Raw genomic sequence first — 19616 nt, 5'->3', positions numbered from 1 at the left:
GTGGCCCCTGCCCTAACCTGCGACCGCCTCGCGTTCGCCATAGACGGTTGCGTTCACTTCGGGGTCACCGACGATGCCGGGTTCATTTTCATAGACAAAAACGCCCATGACCCGCGTGGTGTCCCCAACGACCGGCGACACCCTATGCAATGAGTTGCAGCCGCGGAAGATGCAGAGCGCACCGGCCTCTCTGGCGACCGCCACCGCGTCCTCGGGGCATTGCCCTGTCACGACCCGGCCGACATAATCGTAGTTCTGATCGTCGTCCGTGCGTGTGTTCGGCACCATTTCAAACTCGCCGCCCACTTCTGCCGCCTGAAGCATCAATGTCATGGTGAACGCATTCACCGAGTCAAAATGCCAAGCCGACCGGTCACCTGTCTCATAACACAGCAGGTTGACCGGCTGGCAGGGATCCTCGTTATCGTAGAGTTTCTCGACCCCGACGATTTCGGCGACCATCTGGCGCACCGGTTCCCAATGGTAGAGCAGTTTGACCGGCGACTGATCCGAGAACCGGTCGTAGGCGATCATCTTGGTGCTGGCGCTCAGCATGATGTTGCGCGGATGGTCGTCGGGCAGCGACGGATCACCCGTTCTGTGCAGGTAACAATTGCGGTTGGAGTTGTTGTGATGGGCACGCCCGCGCGCCTCCATCGCATCCGCCACAGCCTGTTCGCGCGCGGCAGGCAGGATAAAATCCGGCAAGGACACGAACTGGTTTTCCTCCAGCTCCTGTCGCAGTCGTTCGACCAGCGCGGTGCGGGCCGGGTCTGACCGATCCAGAATCGGATAGGCGTCAAGATTTACTACGTCTTCTGGTCGCATTCTGGCTTTCCTCCCTGCAATGCTTTGGTAGTGAAAAAACGTTCCATAAAAAAGTTGAACGTACAACAAATATTTGCAACCGCCATTTGTTCGGCTAGGATAAGCCGCCGAAACCCAGCAGGAGTCGCCCGTGTGATCATCCCGAAAACCCCATCGAAAAAACGCCCGCGCACGCATGCAGAGATCAACGAATTTCGGCGCAAGTCATTGATAGAAGGCGCTTTGAGGTCGCTTGCTGAAAACGGCGTGTCGGGCACGACTGTCTCGACAATCTGTACTGCGGCTGGCAGTTCGCGCGGATTGCTGGGGCATTATTTCTCCAGCAAGGACGAAGTCATGGTCGCTGCGCTGGACTATCTGTTCGGGCAAATTTCGGTAACTGTCCGAGAATCACTGGATCGTTTCAACGGCACAGCCGTGGAAACACTGCACGAACTCCCATCCGTGATGTTTACCGCGCCCGTGTTCACACAACTGAACCGAACCGCGTTTCTGGCCCTGTGGCATGAGACCAGATTCAACGATCAGGTCCGCGTGGCGAACAGACAGCTCTATCGCAACTACATCAACCGGATGGAGCGGATGTTCATCGCCGCGGCAGCTGAACTGGGGGTGCAGTTCGATCCACGCCGGGCAGCACTGGGCTATATCGCGCTGTCGGACGGTCTATGGTTGGGGCTGTCGATCCATGACGACGTGATCACCGGCGAACAGGCAATCGAGATTTGTCAGAATTACATCTCGCGCGAATTGCAGCAAAACTGATGCATATGCAGCGTAGCTCAGGCGCGCGCGGCCTCGCTGCCGCGACACGCTTACCCCGTCGCTGAGGTCGGATGTTTCCCCACTGACTGTCTCGATAAAGCAAGATGCTCGTCGCGGAAACGCGAAGTTGTTGATCACTTATCAGAGCAAAAGCCAAAGGATCGTATCATGGGCCACTTGAAGAAAAGCTGGGAAGACATGTTGCCATGGTTAGTGCACTTCACGGACGGTAAGGGAGAGAAAACATCTTACGACAAGATGATGGGCATCCATCCTTTCTTCGCAACGGATTGGGGCTAAGACGAGGTATGGTTTTGCGCGCAAGAGCGAGCATTGTGTGCCTTCTGCTTATCTGAGTGAAATACCTTTACACCAGATCGGTCGCTTGTCTGCGGAGAGGGGAAGCCCATATGGAATTGTTTTCACGAAGGGTTTCATACAATCTGTGGGAGGTGGCCCCATTCTCTATGTCTAGAAGGACTCACCCCAGCACAAGGCTGTCTTGCAACTTAGAAACCAGCCAAAATCTGATTGTTCAGACCCTTTCTGGCAGCTTGCTCCATTTATCGATGCTCCAGGAGTTTATGGAAAATCGAAGTGCCTCTTTGATTGGGAGCGCGAGTGGCGTGTCGCGAACAACATCGACTTTAAGCCCGCTGATGTAGCATTCTTGGTTATCCCAGAAGAGTCCCACGAAACGACCAGCTCGTTCTTCAATGACGCAGAGGCAGAAAATCTGGGCCCCAACTATCAGTGCCCATATGTCGATCCCCTCTGGGACCTAGACCGCTTGAAGTCTGAACTACCTAAATACTTTCAATAGTTTGACTTCAAACCTCATTCTGCAAAGCTCGAAAGCACGGGTGAAATTTGCAAAACTTGCAATATAGTATCCATACGACACCCAGCTCAAAATTGACACATCGCCTAGGAACGACGACTAGCATCAACGCACTGTTCTTGTTTAGAAAACGTGGTGCCCGGGGGCGGAATCGAACCACCGACACGAGGATTTTCAATTAGCCTTGATGTCCACACGGACTGTCTCAGGAGTGCTCAACCCGTAACGTAGCGGCTTGAAAACCTTGATCTTTGCGCATGGCAGGTCGTCTCGGTCCGTCCCATACCAAAGCATTCAAGCACACCGCCCAAGCTACCCCAGTGATACCCACCGCCGTTGCTACTGAAAGGGGACAAACCACCTGTTTAGGGCCTGTAGCGCGCCAACAGAAGAAAATAAGTCCAAAGGTGTTGACCCAAACACCGAAATTCCCCGATGATCAAACTATGGACCAAAGACTTATGAACCGGGGGAATCTATGGAAAAAGGTCTCAATTTTGAAAGCGCGGCCACGATGCGTGAGATACTGCTACGGGATATTCCTCTTTCCGAAGCACAAAGAGATGCTAAAACCGCTCTCCAACTAAATAGTATCTCGATTTCCCAAGATGCTGCAAAGAGGGTTTCAAGGGCGCTAGAAGTCGCTCCGACTACCACAGACCCAATCGTGATGAGCGAACTAGTGAAATTCTACAATGCCGCACTCGAACGACCCAAGAGCCTGCCCGCAATTATGAAAAACCCAACCGGTGTTGCCCGGGAGCTTTCGGTTGAACTATCACCACAAACACAAGCTTTCCTACAGCATGTGCCATTTGAAGATATTATAGACGAGTCAGTTTTCGACGCCTTTGAGGATGTCGACCTTACTATTGTCCCAGAGGACCCGCCTTTAGGCCCAGATGATGGAATTCCGTGGCCAGTTACACCTCGGCCACTACCCGGAGGCGGACCAATTCCGACAATAGATCCGTTTGATCCCCACGCAGGCATTGGAACGGCGTCTGTGATCATCGCAGTTGCAATCGGTGTTATTCTATTGAGCAACAAAGATCGGACAATCGAAGACCCAATAATTGACTATTCTGGGCTAAAAAAACTTTGAATGAACAACAGACGCCTAAGGTTCTGCTGGCGAATATGCCATGGGGAAGTATTCAAGAACCAGCGCTGGGAGCTTCACTGCTGGCGGCATCCCTTCGGAACGAAGGAATTCGGACCGAAGTCCTCTATCTGCAACACCGCTTGTTGAGGTATATAACGGATGCAAGTTATCGCCGACTTGCCGATGTTTTCGCGCTCAATGACTTCGTATTCAGCGCGACTTTTGAAGCTGAGCTTTCCTGTCATCAGTCACTCACATTAAGTGATATCTGCAATCAGTTATGGAATTCCAATCCCAAATGGAGAAATGACCCGAGGTTTGACGGGCCAAGTTCCATTGCTTCTTACCTACTGCTCCTGCGCTCGCAGATCATTCCAAAATACCTAGATGACTGTGTTGATGTTGTCCTGAGCAAGTCTCCAACGTTTGTTGGTTTCAGTTGTTTGTTTGACCAGACGATCCCCTCTTTGGCCGTGGCAAAACGAGTAAAAGAGCGCGCACCCCACGTGCGCATCGCTCTTGGCGGTTATGCTGTGTCCGGTGTAACGGGGGAGGCGATACTTAAGGCTTTTGATTTTGTCGACGCCGTGGTGCAAGGCGCGGGAGAGACCGAGATCGTTTCGCAGGCGCATGCATCAGTTCTCCCCCAGTCGAAACAAGCCGATTTGGAACGTCTTAGAAAAGTGACCACCCCGATAGCCCAATCGCCCACACCGGATTTCACCGACTTTCAAGATGAACTTAAACGCTTGGATAGGGAGGATAAAATAAAAATCGATTGGCGTATTATCCCGTACGAGTGTTCACGTGGGTGTTGGTGGGGTAGTAAAAGCCACTGTATTTTCTGTGGAATAGCTTCTGAAGATTTGGGTTATACCTCAAAAGACGCCAACGCAGTTCTGCAAGACCTCGGCGATCTTAGCTCTAAATATGAAAGAACGGTCTTTCGATTTGTAGACTACATTCTACCCGCAAAATATTACTCGACACTTCTGCCAAAACTTCACGCCACACAATCAAATCTGAAGCTCACATGCGAGTTAAAGGCAAATCTTAGCGCACTTCGAATAGACGCCTTGAAGAACGCTGGATTTGTAGAGATTCAGCCCGGTATTGAGTCATTCTCAACAGACACTCTTAAAGAAATGGGCAAGGGCGTTACTGCCGCTCAAAATGTTTTGGCCCTGAAACTGGCGATGCGTTCAGGTATTGTTTGTCACTACAATCTTCTGTTTGGATTTCCACGCGATACTAAGCAAAGTGTCTCTAGTATGGTCGCCTCGCTAAAAGACTTGGTCCACCTACAGCCTCCTGCAACACTAGTTGAAGTGCTTACTACGCGCTTCTCTCCCTTACAGGAGGGGCGGGTACCAAATGTTGGCGAAGCAAAAAAGGCACATCGATTTTTCGATGTCATTTTCTCAAGGAGTTTTCTTGAGGCGACTAATTTGGACATGGCGGACTATTGCTATTATTTCGAACCTGAGTTTTCACTCAGCGATAGCTTGGCTGACGAATACGACCTTCTGAGAGCCGAGGTTCAAAAGTGGAACATTCGCTATCACAAACGCAAAGACTCTTTTTTGACATATGAAAAATCACCGGGAGAGCCTATATCATTTTTTGATACGCGAGATGACGAGGTTAAGGTCTTTCAGATAAGTTCTGAAGCCAGCCTTGTTTATAGTGCAATAGATGAAAACGTATTATCATCTTCTAACATAAACGTGCAGCTCCCCTCTCTTGACGCCAAGGGCGTCGAACGTTGTTTGGATGAACTTAGAGACAAACACCTAATATTTGAGGATGATGGGCGTTTGGTTGGCCTTGCGATAAGTCGAGCGTGTGTAGCAGAAAACTATGCGCTCGACATGGCTGGAAATTTTGCTTGAGCTCTGTGACACGTGTAGCCATCGTCGTACAAACCGTATCATCTTGTCTAGGATTGTCCCTGACGAAGCAGATATTGGTCTCGTATCATGGCTGTATGAAACAAAAACTCACCACAAAGTTCATCGAAACCAGAAAGCCAAACCCAGCCAAGCGGGAAGACTACCGTGACACAGTGGTTCCCGGTTTGGTACTTCGCGTGAACAAGTCCGGCACCAAAACATTCAGCTTCCACAAGCGAATAAACGGAAAAATGAAGCGCCTGACCATCGGCCAGTTCGGGCCGTTTTCCCTTAACGACGCCCGAGAACGCGCGCGGCAAATCCTTTATGAAGTTGAAACAGGCAAGTTCGAACAGAACACCGGCATAGAAGTCGACACGAAACCGACGCTAGGCGACGTGATCCCTGACTATATTGAGAAGTATGCCAAGGTTCACAACCGCGACTTCGAGCGCAAAGAAGCTCATTTGGCTAAGTTCACAACCCTGCACGAAAAACCGATCAACGAGATCAAACGCGCAGATGTGGTGAAAGCCTGCGATACAATTCAGAAATCTGCGCCAATCGGCGTGAACCGTGCACTGGCTCATCTTAAGCATTTGATGAGCTGGAGTGTCGAGCGCGGCATTATCGACGCTTCCCCCATTGCTGGAATGAAACCTCCGTCGAAAGAAAAGCCTCGTGAGCGCGTGCTATCGGACGATGAGCTAGGCGTGCTGTGGGAGGCCTGTGACGACGAAGGCTATCCTTTTGGGGATTGCATGAAGCTGTTGATCCTAAGCGGCCAGAGGCGCGCCGAAGTCGCCGAGATGCGCTGGTCAGAACTCGACCTCGAAAATCGCCTTTGGACCCTACCTTCGCAGCGAGCCAAGAACGGCAGGCAGCACACCATACCGCTCACCGACGCAATGCTGGACGTGCTGCGCAGGCTGCCAAAGTTTATCGGTTCCGATTTCGTGTTCACTACGACGGGCACGACACCAATTTCTGGATTTGGTCGATTGAAAAAGCGTCTCGATAAATCGCTTCCCAAGGACGCCGAACCTTGGACTCCCCATGATCTGCGCCGCACCATGTCGACCAACATGGCCCAACTCGGTGTTCCTCAACCCGTTACCGAGGCGCTGTTGAACCACAAAACAGGTGTGGTCTCAGGCGTGGCGGCAATCTACAATGTCTATTCATACGCAGATGAAAAGCGCGACGCCTTGGACAAATGGAATGCCCACATCGAAGAAATCAAAAAGACCGAGGATGATCCGCAATCTGCTGGATGTGGAGACGCCAGATCGCTGGGTTGATTGTGACGATTTCAAATACCCTGCGGGCGGCAATCCGTGGACTGAGCTATACACCGAACAGGTTTGCCAAGACATCTCAGACACAGTCGCGATTTTCGATCCAGATACCATTGGACGCCTTCGGTTTCAGTTGGCAGCTACAGCGGAGCACCTAACGGCAGCATTGGGGTTCGTGGGGGGAGCAGCAACTTTGTCCCAAAAGCACATCTGGGCGGACGACTTGGACATCTTTCTAGGACGAGCCATCAGCCGACTTGATGACGCGACTAATCACGTGTCCACGGTTTCACTCAAGGACAATGAGGGCAAGCTGATGGTTTTTCCTGCATCTGAGATGCGCAGGCGTGTTCAGCGCACGCGCGACGCGATATCAGATTTGCGCCAACTGTTGGGAGCTGTCGAGAAATCATCAGACAAGATTGAGGGCGGCACAAACCACGCCCAAACCTTGCAACTCATCGTTGATGCCCTGACCGAGGTCTTTATTGGCGTTGTTGGAATTGAACACGTAAAGAGAACAGCTTTCGGAAAAGATATCGACGGCATGTTCCCTGACTTCATACGTGAAGCAGCAAGGCCCTTCATGGCTGTTCACTATCCCAAATCAATGGCGTCCAAGCGAAGCGTTGAGAACTTAAACACGCAGATACAAGAAGCGGTCGTTCGCTATGCCCGTCGCGATTGAACCAAACGCCTGAAAGCAACCCCGCTTCGTTCATTGAATTGAAATGAAACGCTTTTCTACGTGTGTCAAAGTCATCTCAGGAACCGGTTCCCTTAGTCATGAAAGGGAAAAAGATGACAGACGAAACACTGACGAAGACGCTTGCCACCCGCAACGACCTCAAAAGCATGGGTATCAAGGTCTCCAACGTTACCTTGCTTCGTTGGGAAGCGCGCGGTCGTTTTCCGCGAAGATGCCGCCCCGGCGGCACAACTGTTGCATGGTTCATGTCGGAGATTCAGGCATGGCTTGCCGAGCGTGACGCGGAACGCGCCCGAACACATTACGCAGAATACTGACCTGCGTTCAGCCGACAATCATCACTAAATCTAAAAGGAGTTGTCTCATGGACGATATGCGATCATCGCAGCCTGCAGTGCTGCTTTCCGAAACTGAACTCAAAGTCAAAACTGACGGATACGGGTGGAAGAAATCAATCCACACCGGATGGATTCAGAACTACTATCACCAGCACCCCAAGCCAAATGGCTGGCCCATAGAGGCCGAAATCTTCCTACAAAAGGTAGGTGATTGTTCGCCCAGCAACCGCGTACGGGTTTGTGCCGTGTCACCTCATGGCGACATTGAGGCAGAGCACTTTCTAAGCCCTGCTGAAGATATGACCATGGCAGATGTGCTGCTTAATTTGGCAGCCCATACTGACCACAACGTTATGTTTGACCCGGTGCCTTGGAAACGAGGTGTGCGTTCAAATCGAACCAGATTGGGCTTCAAAACAATCGTAGGCGAGCACCCATTCGACTACTTTCCATGTCCAACGATGTTCTGGGGGATTGGGGCTTCGGCGTATCAGTTTCTGGCTCCATTGCCCCGCGCAATGGAACTTCAGGAAATGGTTGAGATGCTGGATTGCGCGGGCCTGTCTCGCGCTCACAGGCTCGAAAACCCCAATGATGAGCTGCTCTATGTGCCGGGCTCACTGATACATCGCCCCGGTCTTCCTCCTTTCACGGCCGAAGTGTTGTTCGATGCCTTTTCCGAGGTGGAAGTCGAAGGCGGTGATTGGCTTTGGACCAAATATTGAAAATTCGAGAGGGGTTCAGACCCCTCTCACTCCCCCCAGAATGTCTTGAGGTGACTCCATGCGACGACAATATCGCGTGTCTAAATTGATGCGCTCCAAAACGACGCTATCCGCTGCTAAGGCGCAAATTGCGGCTGGTCGGAAAGTAATTTTAACATATGGCGTTCGTGAAGACGGGCGCTGCTCATGCAAGCGCGAGGACTGCGCGTCTCCGGGCAAACACCCTTTGCCAAAGTTTTTCCCAAACGGTGTTCATAGCGCGACCGATGATATCGAGGCGGTTCAAAAAGCTCTTCGGCGGCACCCGGATGCAAATCTCGCAATAGGCCTTGAGGGACTAACGGTCGTCGATGTCGATGGAGATGAAGGGCGAAAAGCGGTTAAGAGCCTCGGCCTCCCCGATACGGTCAAAGTCTTCACCGGACGCGGCTATCATCTCTACTACGAAGGCGAGTTTGCCGATGGTACTTTCAAGGGTGAAAAACTCGACGTTTTGACCGGTGGCAGCCGGATGGTGATGGTGCCGCCCAGCATGCATCCCATCGGCAAACGTTACAATCACTCGGCGCGAGTACCAGATCGCGCGGCCAGAGTGCCAAAGAACCTGAGCAGACTAAAACCCGAGAAGACAGGGCGACGACATGAACAGACGCAATTGAGTTCATCTGATCTCGTCATCAAGAGTGGAGCCCGCAACGATTTCTTCTTCCGTACTTCCTGCTTCCTGCGCCGCCGGTTCGAGGACGAAGATGCGGTTGAGGCCATGCTGGAAGCGCTGAATGACGAATTCACCGAAACCCCATTGTCACCGGCTGAATTGCGTTCTGTGATCCATAGTAGTGGAAACTACGTTGAGGACACCGCAGCTCTATTCGGCCCGCCGAAGACAACGGAGCCGTTGCCGATGGAATTCCTCTACTACCCATACATCCCTTATTTCGGTGTGACTCTTCTTGCGGGCAATCCCGGCATGGGCAAGTCGCTGTTGGTGACCAAGCTGATCGCTGCCGTGACTACGGGGACGCCTTGGCCGCTCACCCGTGAGTGCGCGCCGAAAGGCAAAGTCCTCATGCTGTCTGCAGAAGACAACTGGCAGAGGGTGACGTTGCCGCGATTGTTAGAGAACAACGCGGACATCAACCAAATCCGCGTGATGAACCGCTTCAAAATTTTGTCGCCAGAGAACCTTGAGGCGATGGCGCGTTACATCGAGCAAGAGCAGCCCAAGCTGGTCGTGATCGACACGCTGACCGCCTACATGGGCAGTGGGCGGGATATGAACCGGCAAAACGAAGTCGGGGAATTTCTGGGCCGACTGACCGAAATAGCCGAAGACGCTGGATGTGCTGTGCTGGCCATTGGCCACCTGAACTGTTGATTGTCACTGAGAACTGACCCGGTATTTTCACCGAGATTTGACCCACCCTCAGTTATGCGTCGTGGTCTATGATGCGGTCAATGTTTTGGCCTCCTTTGCAGTTTTCTTTGCTGCCTCAGAACTGACCTTGAAGCGGTAGCTGTCGTTTCCGGTTTCGAGGATGTGGCAGCGGTGGGTAAGCCGATCCAAGAGAGCGGTGGTCATCTTTGCATCCCCGAAGACCTGCGCCCATTCTGAGAAGCTAAGGTTGGTGGTGATGATCACACTGGTGCGCTCATAGAGCTTACTGAGTAGGTGGAAGAGCAATGCCCCACCAGATGAACTGAACGGCAGGTAGCCAAGCTCGTCTAAGATAACCAAATCGACCTTGGTCAGCATCTCAGCCAGTTTCCCAGCCTTTCCAAGCGCTTTCTCTTGCTCCAGTGCATTAACCAATTCCACGGTCGAGAAGAAGCGGACCTTTCGCCTGTGATGCTCAATCGCCTGCACACCAATTGCTGTAGCAGTATGGCTTTTGCCGGTTCCGGGGCCGCCGATCAGCACGACATTTTCAGTCGCTTCAATGAACTCGCACCGATGCAACTGTCGGACTGTTGCCTCGTTGATCTCACTGGACGCAAAGTCAAAGCCGGTGAGGTCTTTATATGCGGGGAAGCGGGCGACCTTCGTGTGGTAGGCGATAGACCGTACCTCGCGCTCGGCGATCTCGGCCTTGAGCAGCTGTGACAGCATTGGTGTGGCAGCTTCGAACGCTGGCGCGCCCTGGGCGACCAAGTCTTCAATCGCATTTGCCATGCCGTACAGCTTGAGACTGCGTAGCATGATCACGATAGAAGCTCCTGCTGGGTCATGACGCATGGCGCTTCTCCTTAGTCTGTCGCAACCCGTCATAGCGATCGACGTTGGCCTCTGGCGTTGACTGCAATGCCAGTGCGTCCGGCGGATCGACCTCGGGGTGATCTGTCGGTCTGCGGTCGATCAATCGATGCAACAGGTTCAGGATGTGCGTCTTGGTGGGGACGCCCGCTTCAAGTGCCAGCTCCACTGCGCACAAAACGTCATCTTCGTTGTGCTGAAGGACCAGAGACAGAATGTCGACCATCTCTCGGTCACCGCCTTCTTTACGCAGCATGTGATCCTGAAGTTGCCGGAAGGCATCCGGCATCTCCGTGAACGGCGCACCATTGCGTAAGGCACCTGGTTTGCGTTGGATGACAGCGAGATAGTGACGCCAGTCATAGATGACCTTGCCGGGCTTGCGATGAGACCGCTCGATGATCCGCGCATGCTCGCAAACCGTTTGCCCTTCAGCGACCATGACCAGCCGTTCGGGATAGACATGCAAACTGACACGTCGGTTCGCAAAGCTGGCGGGAACGCTGTAGCGATTGCGTTCGAACGTGATCAGGCATGTGGGTGACACACGCTTACTATGTTCGATAAAGCCATCGAATGCCGGCGGCAGTGCCATCAGCGTGGGCTTCTCGGCCTCCCACACGTCAGCGATGGACCCCGGCAAAGCCTTGTGCGGTGTCTCTGCCCAAAGGGCGATACAGCGATCTTCAAGCCATTGGTTCAGCTCTGCCTGATCGGCAAAGACTGGCATGACCTGCCACATGCGGTTGCGCGCATCCTGCACGTTCTTCTCAACCTGGCCTTTCTCCCAACCTGCGGCTGGATTGCAGAACTCGGGCTCAAACACGTAGTGGCTGGCCATAGCCTTGAAGCGTGCATTGACGTCCCGCTGCTTGCCTTTGCCCACACGATCAACGGCGGTCTTCATATTGTCATAGATCCCGCGACCAGGCACGCCGCCGAAGACGCGGAATGCATGCCAGTGGGCGTCAAACAGCATCTCGTGCGTTTGCAGCGGGTAGGCCCGCACCAAGAAAGCCCGGCTGTGTGACAGTTTGATATGCGCGACCTGAAGTTTGACGCGCTCACCACCGATGTTGGCCCTGTCCTCGCTCCAATCGAATTGGAAGGCTTCGCCGGGCGCGAACACCAAAGGCACATAGGTGCCGCGCCCCGTCGTCTGTTCCGCTCGATGCCGATCTTCACGCCATGCCCGGGCGAAAGCTGCCACGCGTTCATAGGAACCATTATATCCCAGCTTCACCAGATCAGCATGCATTTGCTTCACTGTCCGCCGCTCTTTGCGTGACTTCCGCGTCTGGATTAAAAGCCAGGCTGACAGCCGATCCGCGTAGGGGTCCAGCTTGCTTGGACGCTTGGGCGTCTTGAACCTCGGCTCCACCGCACCTTCACGCAGATACTTCTTGATCGTGTTCCGAGACAAACCCGTCCGCCGGGCAATCTCCCTGATTGGCATTTTGTCACGCAATGCCCAGCGTCGAATGACACTCAAAAATCCCATGTCGATCACTCCAAATCCCCCCAACCAAAACCGTCGGGGAAGTGTGTTCACATGGGTCAGTTCTCAGTGACAATTTATGGGGCTACCGGGTCAGTTCTCAGTGACAATCAACACACCTGAACAAACAATCGGCAGAACACCCCCTGTACCGCATTGTCGGTTCCATCGGCTTCGCCGCAAGCATTCGGTCCGCTCTTTTTTACGGGACGGACCCAACGGATCGGTCAAGGTTTGCCTTAGCGCACGGCAAGGCCAATGCCAGCGAACTCGGAAAGACCATCATATTCGAGCGCTTCGGTGGAGGCCGCGACGGAACACCTGTTCTGCATCCGGTGGAATTCTCGGACGCGAATGAAGCCGAGGTTTGCAGGGTCGAGACAAATACGGTCGGCAGGCCCTCGTCAGCGACTGATGCTGCGAGAGTTTTTGTTCTCGAATTTCTTTCCGAAAAGCCGGTCAGGTGGGAGAAGGTCGAAAGCGCTGTGACAGCCCGGAGCCTTGCATCTGCCGGTACTTTGAACGCCCTACGTGCTGAAATGTCGAAGTCCGGCGAGATCGAGCAAGTGGGCAAGGGAAAAAGTACTCGCTGGAAGCTCGGGCAGCCCAGCGCCGAGGAGTGATCGTTATAATAATTCGTGTACAATAATTTTTATATCGAACGAGCGGCGGGCTCAGGTCCGTCTTTCGCTTTTTTGGGGCTAGCGCGAGAAAGGGCTGCGGAGCGGCTAGGAGCTGAAAATCTCGGCAGTATGTATGACACCTTGTCCGCCCACTGGGCGCGTGCCGTTAAAAAAAACGCCTCGCTCCATACCCCTCGCCAGCATCTCGTTGGGTGTCCGGCAAGCCTGTCTAGGGCGACACGAGGACTATGTATCAGACTGTCGGGATTTCGTCGCAGCCAATTTGTCGAGTGTTTTCATGCGGTCCGCAATCGCGCTGGGTTTCGGCACCGCCTGTCGGGTCTCAGTCGGGTAGCAATCCCTACGGTTGGGTGCGCCGTGGTTCATTCTTGAACCCATCCTTTCTTGTGGAAGTGTCGCGTGACGATGGCGCGATTGTAGAGCGGGAAGCCAATCCACAGGCCGTTGGCTGTGAGTAGTGACAAGATAGACCACAGGAACATCCCCTTGAACAGGTAGTACAGCGGCCCGAACAGCAGGCACCACAGGCTGTGCCAGTTGCCGAGAATGATCTTCTCCTGCCCGTTGAATGCCCATGTCGCCCGAATGACCATTGTGGCCTCCTTTGCTAGTTGCGGTTGCGACAGCGCAATAAGATCAAGGGGTGGTGGGCGTCAGGGTTTTTCCTAGATCGAGGGGAGTCTGTGCAGCTGACACGGGCCAATACCGACGTTATTGGCGCTGTTGTCGCAATATGTCGTTCATTTCGGCCATGAGGCCCTCTGGCTCAATGTAACGCCGCCGCGCGCGCGTTTAACCGTGCCTGCCAGGGCTTGGTTTGGGATCACCCAGCGTTAGCCAATTGCAGCGCGGCTTGGCCTTTCGCCTATTTTTGATCAGACCGCATCGAAGTTCGCCGGATCGCTAAAGAAAGCTTCAACCTTCGCTTTGGCAAAAGGTTTTCCCCCAAACCAATGCTGCTTGAAGCTCTTCATCATGTGCTTGCACCCGAGCTTGTCGTACTGCTGAACTTTTCGAGGGAACTCCATGTTGAGTAAAAGGCGGCGCGCTTCCGAACTCGACCCATGATGCGGCCCTTGCGTCGTCTCAATTAGTTCGAAACCATGATATTTTCCATCGAACGATAGCCAATGCCGTACGCAATGCGTCCCCGCCAACGCTGGAGGAAGCCTTATCGCGCGGGCTCGATGTGCCAGTGTTTCAGCCTGCGTCGCGAGGGGGCCTTTGAACGCACCGCTTTCTAGAGCCCAGAAAAACCAATCCGGATCAGAAACAAGGATTTGCGGCAGGGATTTCCCTTTGCCTTTCCACTTTCCAAAGTTGACCACATTCCACAAGGGGCCCGCCCTCCCAGTAACCAATATCTGTTCTACTTAGTGTCGCCGAAAATCAGCAGCCCAACAAGTAATGGCTTCTATCCAACCTGTTCACGGCCTATGCGCAATAATGCTCCAAGAATGAGATGATCCATCCGCTGTTCGACAAATTGACATCACTGGCGCAGCAAGTGGTATTTGGGATTGTCCCTGACATGCCTGCTGGCCTCGTCTTATCGATCTGCATCAGAAACTTAGGAGATCGACATGACCGATATCATCACATTGAAAGCCCTTTGCGAAGAACTCAAGATCGACCCACGTGAGGCCCGCGAACGCCTGCGCGCTGCTGCCAGCGACGCCAAGGCGAACCCCGAACTCGTGAAGGCGCGAAAGCCGCGCACCCCGTGGCAATGGGTAAAAGGGGCTGACGCCGAAAAGGAGGCGCGAAAGGTGCTGGCACCGCAGTCTGACTAAATCTCAACTACTAAAGCTTGATATCTTGTTTCGACGAGCTCCCAATCTCTAGCGGTTGCCGCAAACGACAAGGTCGTCAAAAAGAGGACATCCATTCATGCAGGTCGAGCGATGCGAGCACCCACCGCAGCGCTCGGAAGCAAAGTAGTTTCGAAAAGAAGACATGTTCTCCGAATTTGTCCAAATCTCGAGTAACGAAGTACCTTCATTGAGCTGGTCCCCTTCAGCGAGGCCACTTTGGAAAGAGCACGGGTGCACTGAAAGGTCTTCCGAAACATACATGGAAAAACGTCCGGCGTCGCAGGCGTCGACCATGGTTGAATTGGCATTTGTTCGGGCAAAAACACCACTTACACAACAAGCGTCAAAACCGACCTTCAATTTACGCTGACTTGAAGTTGCCAACTCGAAAAACTCATCCAGACGATTACTATTGCGCAGCATTCTTTTTTCGAAAACTTTCCGCCCAGATGGTTTGTAATTTAAGAATATTATGGCGTTTATCCCGCGCAAAAATTCTGGTGGTTCGTTGAGCCATTTAATTGCTAAGTCGATGCTTTCAGAATCCAGAATGAAGTGAACGTTGACCTTAATACCGTGAGAGGTCAGTGTCTGAATAGTACCCGCTGTTTCATCGAACGGCTCGTAGGCAGATACAGCTACAGCGCCGCAGTGTTTGCGTGTCGCCTCAAGAATTTCGCTACTCAGGCCACGCCCATTGGTCGTGTAGTTTGGTACTATGTCTTTTGCCGCAGTATATTCCAAAATCTCCACAAAATCAGGATGCTGGTTCGGGTTGCCGCCCCCTAAGGCAACTTGAAAAACCCCCATCTCTGAAGCTTGGTCGATGACGTTCTTGTAGTCCGAAAAGGCCATATGCTGACCGTGCTTGGTCGAAGATTTGTAGCAGAAGGCACAGCCTTTATCACACCAGTTGGTGATCGATATGTCCATCAACTCTGGTCCGTGGGGGGACCAGAACGGATCCTTCGAGTCTTTGTCCGGAACCCGCGCGAAGAAACCGGTGTCCGAGTTAAAAAAAGACGTATAGCCGAGGCTCTTGTAGCGTTGGGCTTTCAGCACAGATCACCAATAATTGTTGTATGCGTTGATATAGAATGCCTCGGACTCGACTTCAAACATGGCCATGCACAGTAAGGATTCTGCGAGAGGCCCATCGCTGCTAAGCGACCCTGTCGAAACCCTTTTCCCTTGATCAATGGCGTCTTTCATCCGCTGGATTACCTCAGGAGTGAATTCATGTGTTCCCGAAAGTCGCTCGGCAGCTTCTTTAGAGGTCACCGTAGCACCTCTTTGCAACGCATACTTAACCTCTCCATGCATCTGCACAAACAGATCGCCGACAGGACCATCGCGCTCTACACCCGCAGCTTCCAAAAATGCCTCTTCAGTCAATTCAACATCAGAAATATACACAAATGACGTCGATGAACTGTTCGAAACGAAATCAAGTTTGATCTTCATTTTGAGACCTTTCCAACTCTCCGATGCACTCAGTCACTACATCAAATTTGTTGTTCTCGTAATCCTCATCAACGACTTGCGGTATCCAAGTCACTAGGAATATGTGTTCACAACCCAAGTCGTCTTCGCTCAAGGCTTCCCCATACCTAATCTCCATGTAGTCGGCCAAGCTTGCATATTCGACCGAGTAGTATTTTTCAAACTCTTGTTTTATATCAATAGCATGGGTAAAGAATGCATCGTACACACTACCGAAAAATTGCTCTCCTAACCCCCCTTTGGCAACCCCAAGCTTTGCGAGAAAGGCACCCTTGTCCGGCTCCCACGATGTTGGAAGGATGAGTTTAATATCGTCTCTCATGCAAGCGCCTGTTCGCCGGAGATTTCCGCTTTGCATGCTCGTACTGAGTCTGAATTCGCTTGGTTGCACATGCTGACCGCATCGCGGAATACTGGTTCGTCTGCCCTTCGCGAGAAAAGGTTCTTCGTAGCTTCTCGTTCATCCCAACGCGCAAAAGGTACAAAGTACAAAGCCACAGCCAATGCAGGAATTCCAAGACCAAGTTGCTGGTCATCATCAAGCCCGAGCAAGCTCTTCAAAAGGTGGCTCACTCTATCCTTCCAACGATCGTCTATGTAACCGTGCTCAGACGAGAACATCGCTTTTACGAATTTTTCCAGCGCAGCATCGTCCAGATCGGCGAGATGATCCGCCAAAATCTGAACATTCAAAGGGGCGGCTTCATCTCTTTTTCGGAACAAAGTCCAAGCAAGGTGATGGATGTCATTCACAACACGAAGGCTTCGTAACAGTGACCTAACTCGTGAAACATCGTTTTCCGTTTGTACGTCAACAGACAACAGCTCCAAATTATTGAGGTAGTGCTGATCAAAGTCATCAAAAGCTTCGCACGATCTTATAACGCCATCGCAATTGTTCTTTCTTGCCAGAACGTAAGCGTATCGAAAGAAACCTTCATAAATCGGCCAAACGGTCACCGCCTTAAATAGTTGATCAACTTTCTCGGGCGCATTCGCTGCAAGTTCAAAAACTACGAAATGTGCAAGCAGAAAATCTCTCATCTCATCATAAGTAAATGAGATATTTTCAATACCAATTGATGCGAGGCCTGTAGTCGGCAACTCTCTTCTGAGAATGATATCCTCCCCTATCAGTTTCTCGACGATCTCTATTTCCGCACCCTCAAACCCATCCAGCTGAAGCTGTGAAAACTCGCCGCTCTCCAACATTCCCGCGCAAATTTTGTAGATCGAAGCCAAAGCTACTCGCTGCAAAGAGACTGGAAATTCTTTGATCTTCATCGTCAGATATGCTTCGAAGAGATCGCCCTTGTAGATTTCAGGTACGTCCCCAATACTTTTTCCTTCGTGGATATCACAGAATATTCTGAGCAGTATGAGGTCGTTTTTCAGGAACTCTTTCGCCGAACTGGAAAGGCCTACATCAATCTGAAAATGATCAAGGTATGAGCGAAGCAATCGGGTCTTGTTGTCTTCCGACATCTCGTTGCGAAGGTCTTGAACCCGATGCAAATGATTTGCGAATTCCGGCTCGAACACCCCGGCGAATTTGTGATCAAAGAACTCGTTTCGGCAGGTTATGATTACCTTGACGAAATCGTACTGGCAAAGTGCATCCAGAAACACTCGTAGCTCCGAGACAAAGCCGTCGAGGTCACCTACTTCGTTGATCCCATCAATGGCGAGAATGAACGGTTTGCCGCATTCCTTAGCCACCTCGTCAAACACAGCCAGCAGCTCATGAATGTCCCTGGTTTCAGGCGCAAACCTATTGTTCGCAATGTAGTCTTGGATTCGATTTGAGCCGTGGAAATCGTTCAACTTCCTTGCCGGAATGAAGATCGTTGGTATCTCAAATTTTCTGAACTGGTTCTCGACCAAATCGCAAACAAAGTTTGTTTTTCCCTGTCCAGCCATTCCGGTCACGAGGAAAATCTTTGCCAGTGCTAGGTTTATCTGATCTGTGATCTCGTCGAGAGATCGGTGCACTCCACTCCCGTTGGATTCGACGTTATGTCGAAACACCGTCCAATATCCAGTTAGGTAGTCCTTGGGCACGTACCGCTCCTCACGTTCGCCGTACCATGAGAAGACTGAGACTCGATCTTTAAGCCGGGTTGTTGCCTCCAGTTGAGCTGTAAGCCGATTTCGTAGATCAGGCAGGTCTTTGGGGGCTGGCAGGCTTGCCAGCGAAGGCAGGTCACCATGCACCTCATCAATCTGAGCTAACCGTAAGAGTTCGTTGAATTGCTCTAGACTGAAGCGACTGAGCGCGTCATCAATTTTTCTGTGGAAAAACATAGGATGCGCAAAAAACCGCATCTGCTCCTTGGTTCCAGATGTTTCCACGAACACAGAAGGTATGTACTTTTTCGTGCGTTTCTCGTCTTCAATTTTCTGGCCACTTACGTTCAGGAAGGCATCCAGCTCTGCGCGAAATTTCGCATTGGCATCTGCTTTCTTGAACTCTCCTTCTAGAAGATCACAAACCTGTTGGATTTTTTCATTTGAAAGTTCGCCGATCAGTTGCGCCAAGTCGTGGAAATCCAAGATATCGCGAGAAATGCTGAATTCTATCGGCAAACCTGCGACGGTTGCTGCGAGCGCCTTGGAATTATAGGACCGTTGCCTCTCGGTGAGTACATATACCAAAACCCGGTCGAAGTCCGCATCGAGGCCGTGGGACTGGAACTTCTCTAGTGTCTCGTTGATCTTGCTGCTGGATGCATCTGATGTGACCTGAATTGATATTCGACTGACACTGCATCCCAAATCTACAGCTGGGTAGTTCATTTGAATGCGGTTCTGGTTTTGGATATTTGGGCAGTCCAAGATTGTCGCGAAGATTGGCACAAGTAGATCTTCTGCGATGGTATTGATGTCAAACAAACCTAGAGCGTTTGAAACCCGCACCTCGTATGCAAATCGTCCAAGTAGTGAGGCAGACTTTTGAAGTAGCTCTTGTCTTGTCATTAGTTTCGTTCAGCCTCAGTGCTCGTCGTTTTCAAATGGTTTAGTGAGCTGTTTATTCGCCAGAAAAGACCAATTAAGATGCAAGCTATAGATGGGCATCCCGCTGAGCAACCAAGCCGTGTACATTCGTTGGGCGGATCGGCCGCTCAACTTATCGAATTGATCAATCTGATAGGACGCGCTTGGTGCCTGCATGGAATCCCAACGATGGGACAGCGTGATCCCAGAGCTTGGGTTATGAGCTCGTCAGTCAAGAAATGATACCCGAGCGATACCCGAAGCAATTCTTAACTACCACGCAAAAGGCAAAATTTTACGTAAGGCTATGATTTTATTCGGTTTATATGGTGCCCGGGGGCGGAATCGAACCACCGACACGAGGATTTTCAATCCACTGCTCTACCCCTGAGCTACCCGGGCACGGAG

Annotated in this window: 18 protein-coding genes and 1 tRNA gene; 9 read left to right on the top strand and 10 right to left on the bottom strand. The window is 51.9% G+C overall.

The features are described from left to right. Window positions 1–12: 12 nt before the first annotated feature. Window positions 13–828: a HalD/BesD family halogenase gene (locus N7U68_RS18485; protein ID WP_165193126.1), complete on the bottom strand. Its 816-nt coding sequence runs from the start codon at window positions 826–828 to the stop codon at window positions 13–15. A gap of 132 nt (window positions 829–960) precedes the next feature. On the opposite strand from N7U68_RS18485, the gene N7U68_RS18480 reads away from it, so the two are divergent. The 8 genes from N7U68_RS18480 to N7U68_RS18445 all read left to right on the top strand — a co-directional run bounded on the left by N7U68_RS18480 (window position 961) and on the right by N7U68_RS18445 (window position 9879). Beyond that, window positions 961–1593, top strand: coding sequence for a TetR family transcriptional regulator C-terminal domain-containing protein (locus N7U68_RS18480; RefSeq protein WP_263047762.1), 633 nt, complete (start codon window positions 961–963; stop codon window positions 1591–1593). A 1319-nt stretch (window positions 1594–2912) separates the two neighbouring features. After that, entirely contained in the window at window positions 2913–3539 is a 627-nt protein-coding gene (locus tag N7U68_RS18475; RefSeq protein WP_263047761.1) for a hypothetical protein, read from the top strand. Continuing rightward, entirely contained in the window at window positions 3536–5431 is a 1896-nt protein-coding gene (locus tag N7U68_RS18470; RefSeq protein ID WP_263047760.1) for a RiPP maturation radical SAM C-methyltransferase, read from the top strand. The genes N7U68_RS18475 and N7U68_RS18470 overlap by 4 nt, the downstream gene beginning before the upstream one ends. Before the next feature lie 95 nt (window positions 5432–5526). After that, a complete protein-coding gene (locus N7U68_RS18465) occupies window positions 5527–6732 on the top strand; it encodes a tyrosine-type recombinase/integrase (protein ID WP_263047759.1) in 1206 nt (401 codons plus the stop codon). Next, complete coding sequence (locus N7U68_RS18460; protein WP_263047758.1) at window positions 6686–7417, top strand: hypothetical protein; 732 nt, start codon at window positions 6686–6688, stop codon at window positions 7415–7417. Before N7U68_RS18465 ends, N7U68_RS18460 begins: the two co-directional genes overlap by 47 nt. A gap of 113 nt (window positions 7418–7530) precedes the next feature. Continuing rightward, a complete protein-coding gene (locus N7U68_RS18455; RefSeq protein ID WP_263047757.1) occupies window positions 7531–7755 on the top strand; it encodes a helix-turn-helix transcriptional regulator in 225 nt (74 codons plus the stop codon). Between the two features lie 47 nt (window positions 7756–7802). Next, window positions 7803–8501, top strand: a complete 699-nt coding sequence (locus N7U68_RS18450) for a hypothetical protein (protein WP_263047756.1) — start codon at window positions 7803–7805, stop codon at window positions 8499–8501. A 58-nt stretch (window positions 8502–8559) separates the two neighbouring features. Then, window positions 8560–9879 (top strand): AAA family ATPase, encoded by a 1320-nt coding sequence (locus N7U68_RS18445; protein ID WP_263047755.1) that lies wholly within the window; start codon window positions 8560–8562, stop codon window positions 9877–9879. Window positions 9880–9945: 66 nt separating this feature from the next. Here N7U68_RS18445 and istB read toward each other — a convergent pair whose 3' ends face one another. From istB to N7U68_RS18425, 4 genes are all read right to left on the bottom strand, one after another. Next, on the bottom strand, window positions 9946–10737 hold the full coding sequence (gene istB, locus N7U68_RS18440) for an IS21-like element helper ATPase IstB (RefSeq protein WP_263046774.1): 792 nt from the start codon (window positions 10735–10737) through the stop codon (window positions 9946–9948). Beyond that, window positions 10727–12256, bottom strand: coding sequence for an IS21 family transposase (gene istA / locus N7U68_RS18435; RefSeq protein ID WP_263046779.1), 1530 nt, complete (start codon window positions 12254–12256; stop codon window positions 10727–10729). The genes istB and istA overlap by 11 nt, the downstream gene beginning before the upstream one ends. A gap of 1003 nt (window positions 12257–13259) precedes the next feature. Further along, a complete protein-coding gene (locus N7U68_RS18430) occupies window positions 13260–13490 on the bottom strand; it encodes a hypothetical protein (RefSeq protein WP_263047754.1) in 231 nt (76 codons plus the stop codon). A gap of 282 nt (window positions 13491–13772) precedes the next feature. After that, window positions 13773–14234, bottom strand: a complete 462-nt coding sequence (locus N7U68_RS18425; RefSeq protein WP_263047753.1) for a hypothetical protein — start codon at window positions 14232–14234, stop codon at window positions 13773–13775. Between the two features lie 246 nt (window positions 14235–14480). On the opposite strand from N7U68_RS18425, the gene N7U68_RS18420 reads away from it, so the two are divergent. Continuing rightward, complete coding sequence (locus tag N7U68_RS18420) at window positions 14481–14690, top strand: hypothetical protein (protein ID WP_263047752.1); 210 nt, start codon at window positions 14481–14483, stop codon at window positions 14688–14690. Between the two features lie 48 nt (window positions 14691–14738). Here the strand turns inward: N7U68_RS18420 and N7U68_RS18415 are convergent, their stop codons facing one another. The 5 genes from N7U68_RS18415 to N7U68_RS18395 all read right to left on the bottom strand — a co-directional run bounded on the left by N7U68_RS18415 (window position 14739) and on the right by N7U68_RS18395 (window position 19610). Next, window positions 14739–15644 (bottom strand): radical SAM/SPASM domain-containing protein, encoded by a 906-nt coding sequence (locus N7U68_RS18415; protein WP_263047751.1) that lies wholly within the window; start codon window positions 15642–15644, stop codon window positions 14739–14741. Between the two features lie 132 nt (window positions 15645–15776). Beyond that, window positions 15777–16175, bottom strand: coding sequence for a hypothetical protein (locus N7U68_RS18410; protein ID WP_263047750.1), 399 nt, complete (start codon window positions 16173–16175; stop codon window positions 15777–15779). Then, on the bottom strand, window positions 16159–16536 hold the full coding sequence (locus N7U68_RS18405) for a hypothetical protein (RefSeq protein WP_263047749.1): 378 nt from the start codon (window positions 16534–16536) through the stop codon (window positions 16159–16161). The genes N7U68_RS18410 and N7U68_RS18405 overlap by 17 nt, the downstream gene beginning before the upstream one ends. Continuing rightward, window positions 16533–19190, bottom strand: a complete 2658-nt coding sequence (locus N7U68_RS18400) for an SMEK domain-containing protein (protein ID WP_263047748.1) — start codon at window positions 19188–19190, stop codon at window positions 16533–16535. Before N7U68_RS18400 ends, N7U68_RS18405 begins: the two co-directional genes overlap by 4 nt. A 345-nt stretch (window positions 19191–19535) precedes the next feature. Further along, window positions 19536–19610, bottom strand: a tRNA-Phe gene (locus tag N7U68_RS18395). Window positions 19611–19616: the final 6 nt, after the last annotated feature.

It is taken from the genome of Roseovarius pelagicus, from assembly GCF_025639885.1.
Taxonomy (GTDB): Bacteria; Pseudomonadota; Alphaproteobacteria; order Rhodobacterales; family Rhodobacteraceae; genus Roseovarius; species Roseovarius pelagicus.
The sequence above is the reverse complement of the archived record's forward strand: the minus strand, read 5'-3'. Positions and strand labels throughout refer to the sequence as shown.

Coding starts and splice junctions, on each gene's coding strand:
- N7U68_RS18485 (WP_165193126.1), bottom strand. CDS start 828: ATGCGACCAGAAGACGTAGTAAATCTTGACGCCTATCCGATTCTGGAT.
- N7U68_RS18475 (WP_263047761.1), top strand. CDS start 2,913: ATGGAAAAAGGTCTCAATTTTGAAAGCGCGGCCACGATGCGTGAGATA.
- N7U68_RS18465 (WP_263047759.1), top strand. CDS start 5,527: ATGAAACAAAAACTCACCACAAAGTTCATCGAAACCAGAAAGCCAAAC.
- N7U68_RS18460 (WP_263047758.1), top strand. CDS start 6,686: ATGATCCGCAATCTGCTGGATGTGGAGACGCCAGATCGCTGGGTTGAT.
- N7U68_RS18455 (WP_263047757.1), top strand. CDS start 7,531: ATGACAGACGAAACACTGACGAAGACGCTTGCCACCCGCAACGACCTC.
- N7U68_RS18450 (WP_263047756.1), top strand. CDS start 7,803: ATGGACGATATGCGATCATCGCAGCCTGCAGTGCTGCTTTCCGAAACT.
- N7U68_RS18445 (WP_263047755.1), top strand. CDS start 8,560: ATGCGACGACAATATCGCGTGTCTAAATTGATGCGCTCCAAAACGACG.
- istB (WP_263046774.1), bottom strand. CDS start 10,737: ATGCGTCATGACCCAGCAGGAGCTTCTATCGTGATCATGCTACGCAGT.
- istA (WP_263046779.1), bottom strand. CDS start 12,256: ATGGGATTTTTGAGTGTCATTCGACGCTGGGCATTGCGTGACAAAATG.
- N7U68_RS18430 (WP_263047754.1), bottom strand. CDS start 13,490: ATGGTCATTCGGGCGACATGGGCATTCAACGGGCAGGAGAAGATCATT.
- N7U68_RS18420 (WP_263047752.1), top strand. CDS start 14,481: ATGACCGATATCATCACATTGAAAGCCCTTTGCGAAGAACTCAAGATC.
- N7U68_RS18415 (WP_263047751.1), bottom strand. CDS start 15,644: ATGGACATATCGATCACCAACTGGTGTGATAAAGGCTGTGCCTTCTGC.
- N7U68_RS18410 (WP_263047750.1), bottom strand. CDS start 16,175: ATGAAGATCAAACTTGATTTCGTTTCGAACAGTTCATCGACGTCATTT.
- N7U68_RS18405 (WP_263047749.1), bottom strand. CDS start 16,536: ATGAGAGACGATATTAAACTCATCCTTCCAACATCGTGGGAGCCGGAC.
- N7U68_RS18400 (WP_263047748.1), bottom strand. CDS start 19,190: ATGACAAGACAAGAGCTACTTCAAAAGTCTGCCTCACTACTTGGACGA.